A 17,406-nucleotide genomic window follows, 5' to 3' on the forward strand; every position below is an offset into this window, starting at 1 on the left:
TTTGTAAACGAATTTTTCCCGAGCCCAGAAATAAGAAAGCGAGGTTGATTTTTAAATTGTTTTCTGAACTTTAAACAAGGGTGCACCATTGTTTAAAGTGGGCGTTTGTTTGGCATTCCAGCCTTTCTTGGGTACTTGTTAGGCGTCTCCTTTTTCTTTTCGACCACAGTGATATAACGCGGATCTCCATTTGGAAGGGCATAGCTGAGGTTGTCCTCTACCTTGCTAAAAAGGAGGTTTAGAGCATTCTTGGCTTCTAGCAATTCCTCAGAAGCATTGCTGGCCTTGAGTGCCAAGAGTTTTCCGCCGACTTTAAGATAAGGAATGGTCAGCTCAGACAAAACCTGCATACGGGCAACGGCACGAGCCGTCACTATATCAAACTGAGCACGGAAGTTCTTGTCTTGGGCAAAGTCTTCTGCACGCCCATGGTAGAAGTGCACACCATCCAAATCCAACTCCTGAGCCAAAAGCTGAAGAAAGTTGATGCGCTTATTGAGCGAATCAATGATGGTCACATCCAACTGTGGATAGAGAATTTTCATAGGCAGACTAGGAAATCCTGCCCCAGCCCCGATATCAAGAAGTTTGATAGTTTCATTTGAAATCAAGCCTTGTAGGATGGGTGCAATCGAATCATAAAAGTGTTTGAGATAAACTTCTTCTTTGTCTGTAATAGCTGTCAGGTTAATTTTTTCATTCCACTCGACCAAGAGTTCAAAATATCGTTCAAACTGGTTCTTTTGCTGGTCAGAAAGTGGAAGATTTTGCTCAGCTAATAGGCTGTAAAATATTTCTGGTTTCATAGTAGTTTCCTTCTCTAGTATCATCTTATTTTACCATATTCATTAAAATTTTGATATACTGGTAGTAATCTAAAAGCAGAAAGGAATAAGATTATGACTTGGATTATTATTGGAGTTTTTGCTCTGATTGTTATTTTTGTGATTGTTAGCTATAACGGTTTGGTGAAAAATCGTATGCAAACCAAGGAGGCTTGGAGCCAGATCGATGTTCAGTTGAAGCGTCGTAATGATCTCCTCCCAAACTTGATTGAAACAGTCAAAGGCTATGCCAAATATGAAGGTTCTACCTTGGAAAAAGTGACAGAACTTCGTAGACAAGTAGCCGCAGCAACTTCACCAGCTGAAGCGATGAAGGCCAGTGATGCCCTTACCCGCCAGATTTCTGGTATCTTTGCAGTAGCAGAGAATTACCCAGACTTGAAAGCTAGCGCTAACTTTATCAAATTGCAAGAAGAGTTGACCAATACAGAAAATAAAATTTCTTACTCACGCCAACTCTACAACAGTGTTGTCAGCAACTACAATGTAAAACTAGAAAGTTTCCCAAGCAATGTCATCGCAGGACTATTTGGCTTTAAAGCTGCAGACTTCCTTCAAACACCTGAAGAGGAAAAGGCAGTTCCTAAAGTTGACTTTAGCGGTTTAGGTGACTAAGATGTTGTTTGATCAAATTGCGAGTAATAAACGAAAAACTTGGATTTTATTGCTGGTTTTCTTCCTACTCTTGACCTTGGTTGGTTATGCGGTTGGTTATCTCTTCATGCGCTCAGGTCTTGGGGGGATGATAATTGCCTTGATTATTGGTCTTATCTACGCTCTGACCATGATCTTTCAATCAACAGAGATTGTCATGTCTATGAATGGGGCGCGTGAGGTTGATGAGCAAACAGCACCAGACCTCTACCATGTAGTGGAAGATATGGCCATGGTCGCTCAGATTCCCATGCCACGTGTTTTCATCATTGAGGATTCTTCTTTAAATGCCTTTGCAACAGGTTCGAATCCGCAGAATGCAGCAGTCGCAGCAACGTCGGGTCTTCTGGCTATCATGAATCGTGAGGAGCTAGAAGCGGTCATGGGTCATGAAGTCAGTCATATCCGAAACTACGATATCCGTATTTCGACCATTGCTGTTGCCCTTGCCAGTGCCATTACCCTTCTGTCTAGTATGGCTGGTCGGATGATGTGGTGGGGTGGCGCAGGCCGCAGACGGAGTGATAATGATCGTGATGGAAATGGTCTAGAGATTATCATGCTTGTTATCTCTCTCTTAGCCATTGTTCTAGCACCTCTCGCAGCAACTTTGGTGCAACTTGCCATTTCCCGTCAGAGGGAATTTCTAGCGGATGCATCCAGTGTGGAGCTGACTCGCAATCCTCAAGGGATGATCAATGCCTTGCGCAAGTTGGACAATAGCGAGCCAATGCATCATCATGTCGACGATGCTAGCAGCGCTCTTTATATCAATGATCCCAAGAAAGCTGGCGGACTACAAAAACTATTTTACACCCACCCACCTATCTCAGAACGAATTGAGCGTTTGAAACACATGTAAACAAAATCCAGAGCAGGTCTCTGGATTTTTTGCTTTGTTCAACATTTATAAATCTTGTAAATCAACTGCTTCTAATCCATTTTCTGTCAAACGATAGATACTCGTACAGACCTCTTTTAAGAAGCGTCTGTCATGCGAAACAGTAATCAGACCGCCTGGATAGGAGGCAAAGAGTTTTCTGATTTCGGGTTGAGAAGTGGGAGAAAAGTTTCGTGTGGGCTCATCTAGAAGGAGAAAGTTTGGTTTGCGCAACACTAAATCCAAAAGTAGAAGTTTACCCTGTTGACCACCAGATAAGGAGCGGATTTGGTGGTGCATCTCTGGATAGCTGAAATTGAGACTGGCTAGGTGAGATTGGATTTTCTGTAGTTCCTCTTTTCGTCCAGTTTGACTGAGGTAGGCTATTGGAGATAAATCCAATTGCAGTTTTTTATGGTAATCTTGTGGCATAAAACCAAGCGAAATCTCTCTTTTGGCGCTGAGCAGTTGTTGCAACTTGGTTAACAGAGTTGATTTCCCAACACCATTTGGCCCAATGATACCGATTTTATCTTGGCCACGGACAGTTAGTTGTAACCCCTGAGCTAAAACGCGCTGGCCAATAGACAAATTTTCTTTTTCCAGTTGGACTAAGACTTTAGAAGCCGGTAATGGTTGGACGTCTGAAAAGAAAAGTTGTATTTGTTCCTCGTCAAGTGGCTTTTGGGTCATGGACTGGGCTTCCTTTTCAAAGCGTTTTTCTTGAGAGAGTACATTTTTCATCTTTTTAGCCAATAGGCGCCCGGCAACATCATTTTTAGTATTTCGCAAAGCATTTTCTACATTCTGCTTAACGCGACGATGTTTTTCCATGGTTTTATCATAGGCTCTCTGGTCGTTAGCAGCTTGCTGACTTTGTCTGGCAAAACTAGCCTTCCTCTGGTCACTATAGCTATCGTAGTCTAAATGCTCCACTAGGGTTTCGGCTTCTTTCCGGTGTTTAACAAGGCGTAAATGGATAATAGTATCCGCAGTTTGAGAAAGAAAGTCTTCATCATGGGAAATGAAAATAACAGTTTGTCTAATCTTGCGAATCTGATTTTTTAGCCAATCAACCGTCTCAAGATCTAGGTCATTTGAAGGTTCATCTAAAAATAGAATCTCAAAAGGTTTTGCCAACTCATGGATGAGCTGAATTTTCAAAGCTTCGCCACCTGATAGACTGCCAATTTCTTGGTCGCTAGCAAAACGGTCGCTATCAAAGTGTAACTCCTCAGCCAAACGATAAAGAATACTGTAGTCTAATTCAGCAGAATCCAAAAAGAAGTAGTCATGTAGAGTTTTCTTTTTCAAGTCCTCAGGTAACTTTTGAGGAATGTAGGCTAGTGACTGAAGGTCAGACTGGATGTCGCCCTTGATAGTAAAATCAGGTAATGCTTCCCCCATTAAAGCTCGTAGTAAAGTCGATTTGCCATTTCCTTCTTCACCAATAATAGCAACCTTTTCCCCGTCTTGGATAGTCATGGTTAGGTCAGATACAAGGTCTCGTAAATCTTTGTTTTGTGTGATGGTCAGATGATTGATTTTTATCATATTGTTGCCCTTTCTAGAATGTCCATAATGCATAACAAAAAGCTCTACTTTATCTAGTAGAGCCCAAAGTCACTGTCAAAACTCTATTATCCTCGTTGAAAAACTCGTCAAACTAGCTTGGAGTTGCCTAACCCAACCCAAGAGGAGCATAACTTTCTAGTTTTTTTGATTTTCAATGAGGACAAGATACTAGAAAATCTAGTATAAAAGAGCACACAAAAAGAGACAAAAACAAAATCTACTAAATAAAGGTTCTTTATTTGATAGATTAGTTGTTCATGTCTCCCTTACCTCCGAGTATTAGTAACTCTATCCTATACCTTTCAGGAAATTTTGTCAATAGAAAACAGGAAATTCTAGTTTTTATACTCAATGAAAGTCAAAGAGCAAACTAGGAAGCGACCCGAAGGCTGCTTAAAGCACAGCTTTGAGGTTGCAGATAGAGCTGACGAAGTCAGTAACCCATACCAACGGCAAGGCGAAGTTAACGTGGTTTGAAGAAATTTCGAAGAGTATCAGAATCCAAAAACAGGTCCATAAAGAGTTAGTACGTGTTTGACATGCTCGTAATGGAACTTGTCATAGTTTCGCCAAGCGGTGCGTGCTTGATCATTCAATTTTAGGCTACCCAGTCCAATCAGAAGACTGGTACGTTGGTAAAATTTCTCAAGGTTGATTAAGAAACTGTTGTCCAGCTTTTCTGCTTTTTTTAGTTCCTTAAGAGTGGTGTTCAGCAGCTCTTGTAGTCGAAAATCATCGGCTGTTCCTTGTTTGCAGCTTTTGTAGCTTTTATTTAACTCGGAAAGGAGTTGGTAAGCTTCAGTGATGAGTGCTTTGTCTTCCATATGAGCATCCTCCTTGCTCTGATCTATTCTTGCCTATAGTATAGCACTAATAGGAAAGATTGTCATAGTAAATATGTTAAAAAATGAGATTTTAATCTCAAAGTTTGGGAGGCTGACTTATAGCCTTTTCATGGTATAATCAAGTGAGTACATCTTTATGGAGGAAATATGAAGTTAAACATTCAAGAAATTCGTAAGCAACCTGAAGGCCTGCATTTTGAACAAGCTTTAGACCTGGCAGCAGACTTGCGTAAACGGAATCAAGAAATTTTAGATGTCAAAGATATCCTAGCAGTGGGAAAGGCCCAGTACGAAGATCGTCTGTATTTCTTAGACTATCAGTTGTCATATACCATTGTTCTTACTTCCAGCCGCAGTATGGAGCCAGTTGAGTTGGCTGAGTCTTATCTAGTGACAGAGGTCTTCATGGAAGGAGCGACTAACCAACTGGACCAGGAAGTTCTAGATGATGACTTAGTCTTGCCTATCGAAAATGGTGAAATAAACCTTTCTGAGAGCGTAGCAGATAATATTTTGCTCAATATCCCAATCAAAGTCTTGACGGCAGAAGAAGAGGCGGGCCAAGGTTTTGTATCTGGAAATGACTGGCAAATCATGACTGAAGACGAATACCAGGCCCAAGAAGCAGTCAAGAAAGAAGAAAACAGTCCATTTGCTGGCTTGCAAGGACTATTTGATGGAGATGAGTAGATGGTTTTATCCAAGAAACGTGCCCGTCATGTCATAGAGGAAATTATTGCCATTTTTCCAGATGCTAAGCCTAGTCTTGATTTTACCAATCATTTTGAACTCTTGGTTGCGGTCATGTTGTCAGCCCAGACGACAGATGCAGCGGTCAATAAGGCCACACCAGGTCTCTTTGCAGCCTTTCCAACGCCACAAGCCATGTCTGTAGCGACAGAGAGTGAAATTGCTTCACACATTTCTCGCCTGGGACTGTATCGAAATAAGGCTAAATTCCTTAAAAAATGTGCCCAACAGTTACTAGACGATTTTGATGGTCAAGTGCCTCAGACTCGAGGGGAATTGGAAAGTCTAGCTGGTGTTGGTCGCAAAACAGCAAATGTCGTCATGAGCGTGGGCTTTGGAATTCCAGCTTTTGCAGTGGACACTCATGTGGAGCGTATCTGTAAGCATCACGATATCGTTAAAAAATCAGCTACGCCACTTGAAGTAGAAAAACGTGTCATGGATGTTCTGCCACCAGAAGAATGGTTAGCAGCCCACCAGGCCATGATTTATTTTGGACGAGCTATCTGCCATCCCAAAAATCCAGAATGTGACCACTATCCCCAATTATATGATTTTAGCAATGTTTAAGGGGACTCTGAAAAAGTTTTTGCTTGATTTTAAGGGTGCTTTGTGCTATAGTAAATGATAACTAAATAGTCCTTTAAACCTGTCCCGTGAGGCAGGCAAGGAGCATGATAAAGTAGAAGGGTGAAGTCTATACTGTTTATAGTAGGGCTCGCTTGGCTATACATTTCAAGTCTCCTTGTAGAAGGAGACTTTTCTTTTTGGAGGTTTGTCATGAAGGCAAAAGAAGTTGTAGACGAATTGACTGTCAAACGAGCGATTACGCGAATTACTTATGAGATTATCGAGCGTAATAAAGATTTGAATAAAATTATCCTAGCGGGGATAAAGACGCGTGGTGTTTTCATTGCTCATCGTATCAAAGAACGCTTGGAGCAGTTGGAAAATATCACTGTTCCTGTTGTGGAATTGGACACCAAACCTTTCCGTGATGATTTTAAAAGCGGAGAAGATACTTCTTTGATTTCTGTTGATGTGACTGACCGTGAAGTTATTTTGGTGGATGATGTACTCTATACAGGCCGTACAATCCGTGCTGCTATCGATAACATTGTCGGACATGGTCGTCCTGCGCGCGTGAGTCTTGCGGTGCTAGTAGATCGTGGACATAGAGAATTGCCAATCCGTCCAGATTACGTTGGAAAGAATATCCCAACCAGCCGTTCTGAAGAAATCATCGTAGAGATGACAGAACTTGATGGCCAAGACAGAGTTCTGATTACTGAAGAAGCTTAGAAAGCTGAAGGAGTAGCCATGTCAGAAAATCAACAAGCATTGAACCATGTGGTTTCCATGGAAGACCTCACTGTCGATCAAGTAATGAGATTGATCAAACGAGGGATTGAGTTTAAAAATGGAGCCCAACTTCCTTACGAGAACAAACCTATCGTATCGAATCTCTTCTTTGAGGATTCTACACGAACACATAAGTCTTTTGAAGTGGCAGAGATCAAACTAGGATTGGAGCGACTGGACTTTGATGTGAAGACTAGCTCAGTCAATAAGGGTGAGACACTTTATGATACCATCTTAACCTTGTCTGCGCTTGGTGTAGATGTCTGTGTGATTCGTCACCCAGAGGTCGACTATTACAGAGAGTTGATTGCGAGTCCGTCGATTACGACTTCCATCATCAATGGTGGAGATGGTTCAGGTCAACATCCTAGTCAGAGCTTGCTTGATTTGATGACTATTTATGAGGAATTTGGTCACTTTGAGGGGCTCAAGGTTGCTATTGCAGGCGACTTGGACCACTCACGTGTTGCCAAATCCAATATGCAGATTTTGAAACGCTTGGGAGCTGAACTATTCTTTGCAGGACCTGAGGAATGGAGAAGTCAAAAGTTTGCGGACTATGGACAGTTTGTAACTATTGATGAGATTGTTGATCATGTGGATGTTTTGATGTTGCTCCGCGTTCAACATGAACGCCATGATAGTGGAGCAGTCTTTTCAAAAGAAGACTACCATGCCCAACATGGCTTGAACCAAGAACGCTATAATCGCTTAAAAGAAGAAGCCATTATTATGCATCCTGCTCCAGTGAATCGCGATGTGGAAATTGCAGACCACTTGGTTGAAGCGCCAAAATCACGCATTGTCCAACAAATGACCAACGGTGTCTTTGTTCGAATGGCAATCTTAGAATCCGTACTGGCGAGTAGAAACGCCAATTAAAACACAAGACGTTAAAAGACGCCAGTGAGCGTCCACGAGAGGTGAAAATATGACAAAAAGACTTCTAGTATTAGAAGATGGCACAGTTTTTGAAGGCAAGGCCTTCGGAGCAGATATTGATGTAACAGGCGAAATCGTCTTTAACACAGGGATGACTGGTTACCAAGAATCCATTACAGACCAGTCTTATAATGGACAAATATTGACCTTCACTTATCCTTTGGTGGGAAATTATGGAATTAATCGTGATGATTACGAATCTATCATTCCAACTTGTAAAGGAGTTGTCGTTTTCGAAGAAGCGCGTCGAGCTAGCAACTGGCGGAATCAAATGACGCTGGATGAATTTTTGAAAGCTAAGAAAATTCCTGGTATTTCAGGGATTGATACGCGTGCCCTTACTAAGATTATCCGTAAGCATGGTACTATGCGTGCAACCTTGACCCATGTTGGGGACAGTATGGATCATGTGACGGACCAGCTGCAAGCAACAGTCTTGCCGACAGACAATATCAAACAGGTTTCTACTAAAACATCTTATCCAGCTCCAGGAGTTGGTTTGAGTGTGGTCTTAGTAGACTTTGGTCTCAAGCACTCAATCCTACGTGAACTATCTAAGCGTAACTGTAACGTGACGGTTGTTCCTTATTCAACAACAGCAGAAGAAATTCTCCACCTAAATCCTGATGGAGTTATGTTGTCAAATGGTCCAGGAAACCCAGAAGATGTTCCAGAAGCACTGGACATGATTCGTGGTGTGCAAGGGAAAATTCCAATCTTTGGTATCTGTATGGGGCACCAACTCTTTGCTATGGCAAACGGGGCTAAGACCTACAAGATGAAGTTTGGTCATCGTGGCTTTAACCACGCAGTACGTGAAATTGCAACAGGACGCGTAGACTTTACCAGCCAAAACCACGGTTATGCAGTCAGCCGTGAGGATTTACCAGAGCACTTGATCATTACCCACGAAGAAATCAATGACAAGTCAGTTGAAGGTGTACGTCACAGATACCAACCAGGTTTTTCTGTACAATTTCACCCAGATGCAGCTCCTGGTCCACATGACGCTAGCTACCTATTTGATGAATTTATCGAGATGATGGAAGCTTTTAAACAAGCAAACTAAAGACGAGTAAAAGCTCGTCGGAGAATTTATGTAACTGAACACGGACGGAAAGCTCGGAATTTAGAGAAACCAACTTGGATTGTCAATCCTTCCTTGGTTTCCTAAAATTCAATCGCTTTCTATTCGTCCTTTGTATCTTATTTAATGTCGCTCTGTGAGGCGACGAATAGAAAGGCAGGTAGTTTCTTTTAGTCGCTATTGAGCGAACTAAAAACTCCCTGCACTAGATTTTTTATCGAAAAATATCGTTTCTCTAAAAAATCGTCGGAGAATTTATTTAATGGCAACCAGAGAGTTGCCGAATAGAAAGGAGAAGATACATTGTTCGCGGAAGTGAACACGCCCTAAGAACTGTGTGAAAAAGATAAACATCGTCTTGACGCTAAAGGCGTCTGCACCGAGTTTCCTATTTTCACTTTGTTCTTGACGGGCTTTGTATCATAAACTATGCCTAAACGTACTGATATTCAAAAAATTATGGTGATTGGTTCTGGTCCGATTATTATTGGTCAGGCTGCTGAGTTTGACTACGCTGGTACCCAGGCCTGCTTGTCTTTGAAAGAGGAAGGCTATGAGGTTGTTTTGGTTAACTCAAACCCTGCAACCATCATGACGGATAAGGAGATTGCGGACAAGGTCTACATCGAACCGATTACCCTCGAGTTTGTGACACGTATTCTCCGCAAGGAACGTCCGGATGCTTTGCTTCCAACTCTTGGAGGTCAAACAGGGCTCAATATGGCCATGGAATTATCTAAAAACGGTATCCTAGATGAGCTTGGAGTAGAGCTTCTAGGTACTAAATTGTCTGCCATCGACCAAGCAGAGGACCGTGACCTCTTTAAACAATTGATGGAAGAATTGGAGCAACCAATTCCAGAATCTGAAATTGTCAACACAGTGGAAGAAGCTGTTGCCTTTGCAGCATCAATCGGCTACCCTGTTATCGTTCGTCCAGCCTTTACCCTTGGTGGTACTGGTGGTGGTATGTGTGCCAACGAAGAAGAATTGCGTGAAATTTCTGAAAATGGGTTGAAACTGTCACCTGTTACCCAGTGTTTGATTGAGCGTTCCATTGCTGGTTTCAAGGAAATCGAATACGAAGTCATGCGTGACTCAGCTGACAATGCCCTCGTTGTTTGTAACATGGAAAACTTTGACCCCGTTGGGATTCATACAGGGGATTCCATCGTATTTGCTCCTGCCCAAACCATGTCGGACTATGAAAACCAAATGCTACGTGACGCGAGCTTGAGCATTATTCGTGCCCTCAAGATTGAAGGCGGCTGTAACGTTCAGCTAGCCCTTGATCCACATAGCTTCAAGTACTATGTTATCGAAGTGAACCCTCGTGTATCGCGTTCGTCAGCCCTTGCTTCTAAGGCGACAGGTTATCCGATTGCCAAATTAGCTGCCAAGATTGCCGTTGGTTTGACCCTGGATGAGGTCATCAACCCAGTTACAGGTTCAACTTATGCTATGTTTGAACCAGCCCTTGACTACGTCGTTGCTAAGATTCCACGTTTCCCATTTGACAAGTTTGAAAAAGGGGAACGTCGTCTTGGTACCCAGATGAAGGCAACTGGAGAAGTTATGGCCATTGGACGCAACATCGAGGAGTCACTTCTTAAAGCTTGTCGTTCACTTGAAATTGGGGTTCACCACAATGAAATGCCTGAACTAGCATCTGTTTCGGATGATGCCTTGATTGAAAAGGTTGTGAAAGCCCAAGATGACCGTCTCTTCTACGTATCTGAGGCCATTCGCCGTGGTTACACACCAGAAGAAATTGCTGAATTGACTAAGATTGATATCTTCTATCTGGATAAACTCTTACACATCTTTGAAATCGAGCAGGAGTTAGGTGCTCGTCCACAAGTTCTAGAAGTCTTGAAAACTGCCAAATTGAATGGTTTCTCAGACCGTAAGATTGCTGAACTCTGGAAAACGACAGCTGACCAAGTTCGCCAACTTCGTTTAGAAAACAAGATTGTCCCAGTTTACAAGATGGTAGATACTTGTGCCGCAGAATTTGAATCAGAAACTCCTTACTTCTACTCAACATATGGATGGGAAAATGAATCGATCAAGTCTGATAAGGAATCTGTACTGGTCCTAGGTTCTGGTCCAATCCGTATCGGTCAAGGAGTTGAGTTTGACTATGCGACTGTTCACTCTGTTAAGGCAATTCAAGCTGCTGGCTACGAAGCTATTATCATGAACTCGAACCCAGAGACAGTTTCAACTGACTTCTCTGTATCGGATAAACTTTACTTTGAACCATTAACATTCGAAGATGTCATGAATGTCATCGATTTGGAGCAACCAAAAGGTGTTATCGTTCAGTTTGGTGGTCAAACAGCTATCAACCTTGCTGAGCCCTTAGCAAAAGCAGGTGTGACTATCCTGGGTACGCAGGTTGCTGACCTAGACCGCGCCGAAGACCGTGACCTCTTCGAACAAGCCCTAAAAGATTTGGATATCCCACAACCGCCTGGACAGACTGCTACAAACGAAGAAGAAGCAGTACTTGCAGCCCGCAAGATTGGTTTCCCAGTCCTTGTTCGTCCCTCTTATGTCTTGGGTGGACGTGCTATGGAAATTGTAGAAAACGAAGAAGATCTCCGTTCTTACATGCGCACAGCCGTTAAGGCAAGTCCAGATCATCCAGTTCTTGTAGACTCTTATATCGTCGGTCAAGAGTGTGAAGTAGATGCTATCTCAGATGGACAAAATGTCCTCATCCCAGGTATCATGGAACATATCGAACGTGCCGGTGTCCACTCAGGTGACTCCATGGCTGTTTACCCTCCACAAACCTTGTCTCAAAAAGTGCAAGAAACAATCGCTGACTACACAAAACGCCTAGCAATCGGCCTTAACTGTCTTGGTATGATGAACATTCAGTTTGTCATCAAGGATGAGAAAGTCTACGTTATTGAGGTCAATCCACGTGCCAGCCGTACTGTTCCATTCCTATCAAAAGTAACCAATATCCCGATGGCTCAGGTTGCAACTAAGTTAATTCTTGGTCAAAGTCTTGAAGAACTTGGTTACCAAGATGGACTTTACCCAGAAAGTAGTCGTGTTCATATTAAAGCACCAGTCTTCTCATTTACCAAGCTAGCGAAAGTAGATAGCTTGCTTGGTCCTGAAATGAAGTCAACAGGGGAGGTTATGGGTTCTGATACGACTCTTGAAAAAGCTCTCTACAAGGCCTTTGAAGCTTCTTATCTTCACTTGCCAACCTTTGGAAATGTTGTCTTTACTATCGCAGATGATGCCAAGGAAGAAGCTTTGGATTTGGCTCGTCGTTTCCAAAATATTGGTTATGGTATCCTTGCGACTCAAGGAACAGCAGCTTTCTTTGAAGGTCATGGCTTGAAGGCTCAACTCGTTGGTAAGATTGGTGATGATGAACATGATATCCCAAGCTATGTTCGTAAAGGGAAAATCCAAGCTATCATCAACACAGTTGGTACTAAGCGAACTGCTGATGAAGATGGTGAACAAATCCGCCGTTCAGCTATCGAACATGGTGTACCACTCTTTACAGCCCTAGATACAGCGGATGCTATGCTTAAGGTACTTGAAAGCCGTAGCTTCGTTACAGAAGCAATTTAGTTTCTTGTTAAATGATCTAAGTAGCTTTTATCCAGCGTCAAAAGACGCTGGTTTTTCCTCTTTTATAGAGAAATCGAGTTAGAAATAATAGTTACAGTTCACTATTAAATGTCAAAGTTTATCAATAGATTTATCATTATCGTTAATGAGTAGACTTATTCTGACTTTCCCTAAAATTTTGTTGAATTTTCTTAAGTTTTTATCATATTTTTTATAATTAAGGTGCCTTAAGAAAAATAATGAAAAAACTAAATGTTTTTCATATAGTTTTCATTTTTTTGTGTTATAATTAAGGCGCCTTAAGAAAAATATTAAGGTGCCTTAAGAAAAATAATGAAAAAAACTAAATGTTTTTCATATAGTTTTCATTGTTTTAATAGTTTAAAGTCAATCTTATTTTTCTCTAATAGAAAATAATGAAAAAGTAGGTTTAGAAAGAGGTAAGTATCTATGTCTTCTCATAAAAAAGTGTCACTCTCTGAGATTAATCAATCTATCGATACTCCAAATAACAATCATTTTTGGCAAAATCTAAAAGCATTTTTAGGACCTGGAGCTCTTGTAGCAGTTGGTTATATGGATCCTGGAAACTGGATTACCAGTGTGGTTGGTGGTGCTTCCTACAAATATAGTCTCTTATTTGTTATTTTGATTTCATCCATCATTGCCATGCAACTACAACAGATGGCTGGAAAGCTTGGTATCGTGACTAGGATGGACCTGGCGCAGGCAACAGCTCATCATGCTCCCAAGTGGCTTCGCTATAGTTTATGGGTGATTTTAGAATTAGCTTTAATGGCGACAGATTTGGCTGAAGTTTTAGGTTCAGCAATTGCCTTAAATCTTTTGTTTAAAATACCGATTATGATTGCTATCCTTCTAACCGTTTTAGATGTATTTTTGTTACTTCTATTGATGAAATTTGGTTTTAAAAAAATTGAAGCCATTGTTACGACCCTTATTTTAACCATATTAGCCATCTTTACCTATCTTGTGGCCTTATCCAATCCAAGTATCCAGGGGATTATTGGTGGTTATTTACCAACTTCAACTTTATTTGAAACACCGTTACCAGGTCATGAAAGTCAATTGACCTTGGCTCTAGGGATTGTAGGTGCGACAGTCATGCCTCATAATCTCTATCTTCATTCATCCCTATCACAAACAAGAAAAATTAACCACAAAGATAAGAAGGATGTTCGAAAAGCAGTGCGCTTTATGACCTGGGATTCAAATCTTCAGTTGTCCCTAGCCTTTATTGTCAATTCCTTGCTTCTCATTTTGGGTGCCTCCCTCTTTTTTGGTCATGCATCTGAAATTTCAGCATTCTCCCAAATGTACAATGCTTTACAGGATTCGACGATAGCAGGAGCAATAGCCAGCTCAACCTTGTCAACTTTATTTGCTCTAGCTCTCTTAGCAAGTGGTCAAAATTCGACCATTACAGGCACTTTGACAGGACAAATTGTCATGGAAGGTTTCTTACATCTAAGATTACCTCAGTGGATTATCCGTATTGGTACACGTATTTTTGCCTTGCTACCTGTGATTATAGTTGCCGTCTTGTTTGGGTATCAAGAAAAAACCTTGGATCAATTATTGGTCTATTCGCAGGTCTTTCTTTCAATCGCTCTTCCATTCTCAATTTTCCCCTTGATTTATCTAACCTCTAAAAAGTCACTGATGGGAGAATTCACCAATGCCAAGTGGAACACAATCCTAGGTTACGCAGTTTCAATCATCTTGACCATTCTAAATATCAAGCTTCTTTTCGATATTTTTTAAACTTGTTCAAATTAGTTTTCGGTACTAGCTTGAAGCTTGATATTGAGATAATAGCAGTGGTTGGTTCATAAAAATATAAAAAGAAGTAAAAAAAAGAACAGTGGTAACTGTTCTTTTTATGATTATTTGAGACCGTATTTTTTGTTGAAACGATCCACGCGTCCATCTGCTTGAGTGAACTTTTGACGTCCAGTGTAGAATGGGTGTGAGTCTGATGAAATTTCCACACGGATCAATGGGTAAGTTTCGCCTTCGAACTCAACAGTTTCGTTAGAGCGTTTTGTTGAACCGCTAAGGAATTTGTAACCAGTAGTTGTGTCCATGAAGACAACTGGGCGATATTCTGGATGGATATCTTTTTTCATTTTGCAATATTTCCTTTCTGCCATGGTCTCTTTGCGAGCCATAGATTGTTACCATACTAGTCTATCAGATTCTGATAAGTTTGGCAAGTTTTTTATCAGTTTTTAAGCAAGTTTTTTAACTTTTGATAGATGATTTCGTTTTCTTCTAGACTATAGGAATTGGCGCCACTGGCTAATGGATGCCCTCCTCCATTATGTCGTTTGGCAATTTCATTGATGGGGGTGATTTTGCTGCGCATCCGCACACGGAAGTGACCATCAGCTTGCTCAACAAAGATAGCCCAAGCCCTAACAGTATCAATTCGACCAGGTGCCCCAACAATCGCTGCTGTTTCAGCATCCGTAACCTTATATTTTTCCAAGATGTCTTGAGTAAGCAGAACGCGTGCAGCCCCATTCTCATCAACTTCTAAGTGATCATAAACATACCCTTGCAATTTTGCAATCTTGAAGCTCATGGTATCCATTTGACGAGACAGTCCAGCAAAGTCAAAATCAATTTCTCGGAGCTGGCCAGCTATTCTAAAGGTACGGGCACTAGTTGAAGGGTAGAGAAAACGCCCTGTGTCTCCAACAATTCCTGCATAGAGAAGTCGTGCCGCTTCACTAGACAAAGTTAGCTGATTTTCTTGAGCAAATAATGCAATCATCTCACTGGCGCTGCTTGAACTTGTATCCACCCAAGATAGGTCACCATAGATATCATCATTTGGATGGTGATCGATTTTGATGGTGAAAGCAGCTTGTTCGTAGCGTTTATCATCGATACGAGCAGTATTCGCTGTATCACAAATAATAGCAAGAGCTCCTTGGTAGTCACTGTCTTGGACAGTATCCATTTCTGCCATCCAAGTTAGAGTTGGTTCGTTAAAACCGACTGCTTTGATAGTCTTTTCTGGAAAATGGTGTGTGAGAAGAGCTTTCAAGCCTACCTGACTTCCCAAGGCATCAGGGTCTGGTTTCATATGACGATGAATGATAATGGTATCGTATTCTTTGATTTTCTCTAAAATTTGCTGGCAAATTTCCATAAGTAACCTCAATTCTTTCTCATTTCATTGTAGCATAAGAATTTTTATTTTTAAAATGAAAAAGATATGATATAATGGAGAAAGATAAATTGAGGAGGACGATATGGCATTAGCAAAAATTGTATTTGCCAGTATGACCGGTAATACCGAAGAAATTGCAGATATTGTAGCAGATAAATTGCGTGACTTGGGCTTGGATGTCGATGTTGATGAATGTACGACTGTTGACGCTTCAGACTTCTTGGAAGCGGATATCGCAATTGTTGCGACTTACACCTACGGAGATGGAGAATTGCCTGATGAGATGATGGACTTCTACGAAGACCTAGCTGATCTCAACTTGAATGGCAAAATCTACGGAGTGGTCGGTTCAGGAGATACCTTCTACGACGAATTCTGTAAGGCTGTTGATGACTTTGATCGCGTTTTTGTAGCGACAGGAGCTGAAAAAGGTTCAGAGTGCATTAAAGTAGACCTTTCTGCCGAAGAAGAAGATATTGAACGCTTGGAACAATTCGCAGAAGAATTGGCTGCAAAAGTAGGATAAGAATCAAACTGCGCTGACTGGAAGAAGTCAGTGCGTTTTTTTATTAGTTTTTTTTGGATTTTACTAGCCTATTTAGAGGCTTTTTGATACAATAATTCAAATAAAGGAGGAGACACTATGGATTTAGATAGTATTCGCCAAGAAATTGATCAAATCGACGACCAAATCGTCAAGCTCCTAGAAGAACGAATGCATTTGGTTGAGGGAGTAGTTGCCTATAAGAAAGCCTCAGGAAAACCTATTTTAGATACCAAGCGAGAAGAAATAATTTTTGAAAAGGTAAGGAATCGTGTAACCAATAAGAGTTATCAAGAAACCATTGTTTCGACTTTTTCAGACATTCTCAAACGTTCGCGTGATTATCAGGATCAAAACATCAAATGAAAAAAGAACAATTCTATCCGCTATGGATTTTTTTAGCTGCTATGTTGGGAGGCCTCGTCCGCTATTTTGTATCTAGTCAGTTGCCAGCCAGTCCTGACTTTCCTTGGGGAACCCTCCTTGTCAACTATCTGGGCATTATCTGCTTGGTCTATCTGGTAAAAGGTTATCTGGTCTATAAGGGAACTAGTAAAGGCTTGGTTTTGGCGCTGGGGACGGGTTTTTGCGGAGGTTTAACTACCTTTTCTAGCCTGCTCTTGGACGCTGTGAAGTTGCTCGATACTGGGCATTATCTTAGTTTAGGCATCTACCTACTTTTGAGTATTGGTGGAGGTCTGCTCTTGGCTTATGTTCTAGGGAGGAAGAAATGGTAATCGTTTATCTTGCAATCGCCTGTGGCTTCGGAGCCCTGGTTCGTTATTTCTTTTCCCGATATAATCAAGCTTCTAAATTGCCTCTAGGAACTCTCGTAGCCAATCTTATAGGCTGTTTTTTAATCGGCCTACTCTACAATCATGTGGAGTTCAAGGAAGTCTATGCTATCCTAGCGACAGGTTTTTGTGGAGGGTTAACGACCTTTTCAACCTTGAATGATGAGCTACAAAGACTGTTAAGTGACAAGAAGGTATTTTATAGCTATTTTCTCTTAACTTACATAGGCGGTTTTCTAGCGATTTTTTTAGGAATTCTGCTATAAATTTCTTTACTTTTAGGTGGAAATTTGGTAAACTGTATCTTGTGTGTAATGGAC

General features: G+C 41.3%; 18 protein-coding genes. 13 read left to right on the plus strand and 5 right to left on the minus strand.

The window, feature by feature from the left end:
* Positions 1-92: 92 nt before the first annotated feature.
* A complete protein-coding gene (gene rsmG, locus ACLV7H_RS03760; RefSeq protein WP_411866408.1) occupies positions 93-806 on the minus strand; it encodes a 16S rRNA (guanine(527)-N(7))-methyltransferase RsmG in 714 nt (237 codons plus the stop codon).
* A gap of 93 nt (positions 807-899) precedes the next feature.
* On the opposite strand from rsmG, the gene ACLV7H_RS03765 reads away from it, so the two are divergent.
* Together ACLV7H_RS03765 and htpX are read left to right on the plus strand one after the other, a co-directional pair.
* Positions 900-1,460 (plus strand): LemA family protein, encoded by a 561-nt coding sequence (locus ACLV7H_RS03765; RefSeq protein WP_045592074.1) that lies wholly within the window; start codon positions 900-902, stop codon positions 1,458-1,460.
* A 1-nt stretch (position 1,461) separates the two neighbouring features.
* On the plus strand, positions 1,462-2,361 hold the full coding sequence (gene htpX / locus ACLV7H_RS03770; protein WP_045592073.1) for a zinc metalloprotease HtpX: 900 nt from the start codon (positions 1,462-1,464) through the stop codon (positions 2,359-2,361).
* A gap of 45 nt (positions 2,362-2,406) precedes the next feature.
* Here htpX and ACLV7H_RS03775 read toward each other — a convergent pair whose 3' ends face one another.
* A complete protein-coding gene (locus tag ACLV7H_RS03775) occupies positions 2,407-3,966 on the minus strand; it encodes an ATP-binding cassette domain-containing protein (RefSeq protein WP_045592072.1) in 1,560 nt (519 codons plus the stop codon).
* Positions 3,967-4,448: 482 nt separating this feature from the next.
* Positions 4,449-4,778 carry a helicase BlpT gene (locus ACLV7H_RS03780; RefSeq protein ID WP_411866409.1) on the minus strand — a complete coding sequence of 110 codons (330 nt, stop codon included), beginning with the start codon at positions 4,776-4,778 and terminating at the stop codon, positions 4,449-4,451.
* A 168-nt stretch (positions 4,779-4,946) separates the two neighbouring features.
* Between ACLV7H_RS03780 and ACLV7H_RS03785 the strand changes: the two genes are divergently transcribed.
* From ACLV7H_RS03785 to ACLV7H_RS03815, 7 genes are all read left to right on the plus strand, one after another.
* The gene (locus ACLV7H_RS03785; protein WP_045592070.1) at positions 4,947-5,489 is read left to right on the plus strand and encodes a YceD family protein; all 543 of its coding nucleotides are present in this window, start codon (positions 4,947-4,949) and stop codon (positions 5,487-5,489) included.
* On the plus strand, positions 5,490-6,119 hold the full coding sequence (gene nth, locus ACLV7H_RS03790) for an endonuclease III (RefSeq protein ID WP_045592069.1): 630 nt from the start codon (positions 5,490-5,492) through the stop codon (positions 6,117-6,119).
* A gap of 210 nt (positions 6,120-6,329) precedes the next feature.
* On the plus strand, positions 6,330-6,851 hold the full coding sequence (pyrR, locus tag ACLV7H_RS03795) for a bifunctional pyr operon transcriptional regulator/uracil phosphoribosyltransferase PyrR (protein ID WP_045592068.1): 522 nt from the start codon (positions 6,330-6,332) through the stop codon (positions 6,849-6,851).
* Positions 6,852-6,869: 18 nt separating this feature from the next.
* Positions 6,870-7,793 carry an aspartate carbamoyltransferase catalytic subunit gene (locus ACLV7H_RS03800; protein WP_045592067.1) on the plus strand — a complete coding sequence of 308 codons (924 nt, stop codon included), beginning with the start codon at positions 6,870-6,872 and terminating at the stop codon, positions 7,791-7,793.
* A gap of 49 nt (positions 7,794-7,842) precedes the next feature.
* Positions 7,843-8,922, plus strand: coding sequence for a carbamoyl phosphate synthase small subunit (locus tag ACLV7H_RS03805; RefSeq protein ID WP_000166847.1), 1,080 nt, complete (start codon positions 7,843-7,845; stop codon positions 8,920-8,922).
* Positions 8,923-9,369: 447 nt separating this feature from the next.
* Positions 9,370-12,546, plus strand: a complete 3,177-nt coding sequence (gene carB / locus ACLV7H_RS03810; RefSeq protein ID WP_045592065.1) for a carbamoyl-phosphate synthase large subunit — start codon at positions 9,370-9,372, stop codon at positions 12,544-12,546.
* Between the two features lie 450 nt (positions 12,547-12,996).
* Positions 12,997-14,331: an Nramp family divalent metal transporter gene (locus ACLV7H_RS03815; RefSeq protein ID WP_045592063.1), complete on the plus strand. Its 1,335-nt coding sequence runs from the start codon at positions 12,997-12,999 to the stop codon at positions 14,329-14,331.
* Positions 14,332-14,453: 122 nt separating this feature from the next.
* Here ACLV7H_RS03815 and ACLV7H_RS03820 read toward each other — a convergent pair whose 3' ends face one another.
* Complete coding sequence (locus ACLV7H_RS03820; protein ID WP_000710762.1) at positions 14,454-14,696, minus strand: type B 50S ribosomal protein L31; 243 nt, start codon at positions 14,694-14,696, stop codon at positions 14,454-14,456.
* Positions 14,697-14,791: 95 nt separating this feature from the next.
* Complete coding sequence (locus tag ACLV7H_RS03825; protein WP_045592059.1) at positions 14,792-15,727, minus strand: DHH family phosphoesterase; 936 nt, start codon at positions 15,725-15,727, stop codon at positions 14,792-14,794.
* Between the two features lie 103 nt (positions 15,728-15,830).
* On the opposite strand from ACLV7H_RS03825, the gene ACLV7H_RS03830 reads away from it, so the two are divergent.
* The 4 genes from ACLV7H_RS03830 to crcB (ACLV7H_RS03845) all read left to right on the plus strand — a co-directional run bounded on the left by ACLV7H_RS03830 (position 15,831) and on the right by crcB (ACLV7H_RS03845) (position 17,352).
* Positions 15,831-16,274, plus strand: a complete 444-nt coding sequence (locus ACLV7H_RS03830) for a flavodoxin (RefSeq protein WP_070838201.1) — start codon at positions 15,831-15,833, stop codon at positions 16,272-16,274.
* A 117-nt stretch (positions 16,275-16,391) separates the two neighbouring features.
* Positions 16,392-16,658, plus strand: coding sequence for a chorismate mutase (locus ACLV7H_RS03835; protein WP_045592056.1), 267 nt, complete (start codon positions 16,392-16,394; stop codon positions 16,656-16,658).
* On the plus strand, positions 16,655-17,029 hold the full coding sequence (crcB, locus tag ACLV7H_RS03840) for a fluoride efflux transporter CrcB (protein ID WP_045592054.1): 375 nt from the start codon (positions 16,655-16,657) through the stop codon (positions 17,027-17,029). The genes ACLV7H_RS03835 and crcB (ACLV7H_RS03840) overlap by 4 nt, the downstream gene beginning before the upstream one ends.
* Positions 17,023-17,352, plus strand: a complete 330-nt coding sequence (gene crcB / locus ACLV7H_RS03845) for a fluoride efflux transporter CrcB (protein ID WP_045592052.1) — start codon at positions 17,023-17,025, stop codon at positions 17,350-17,352. Before crcB (ACLV7H_RS03840) ends, crcB (ACLV7H_RS03845) begins: the two co-directional genes overlap by 7 nt.
* Positions 17,353-17,406 lie beyond the last annotated feature (54 nt).

It is taken from the genome of Streptococcus oralis, assembly GCF_965111685.1.
In the GTDB taxonomy this organism is placed as follows: domain Bacteria; phylum Bacillota; class Bacilli; order Lactobacillales; family Streptococcaceae; genus Streptococcus; species Streptococcus oralis_B.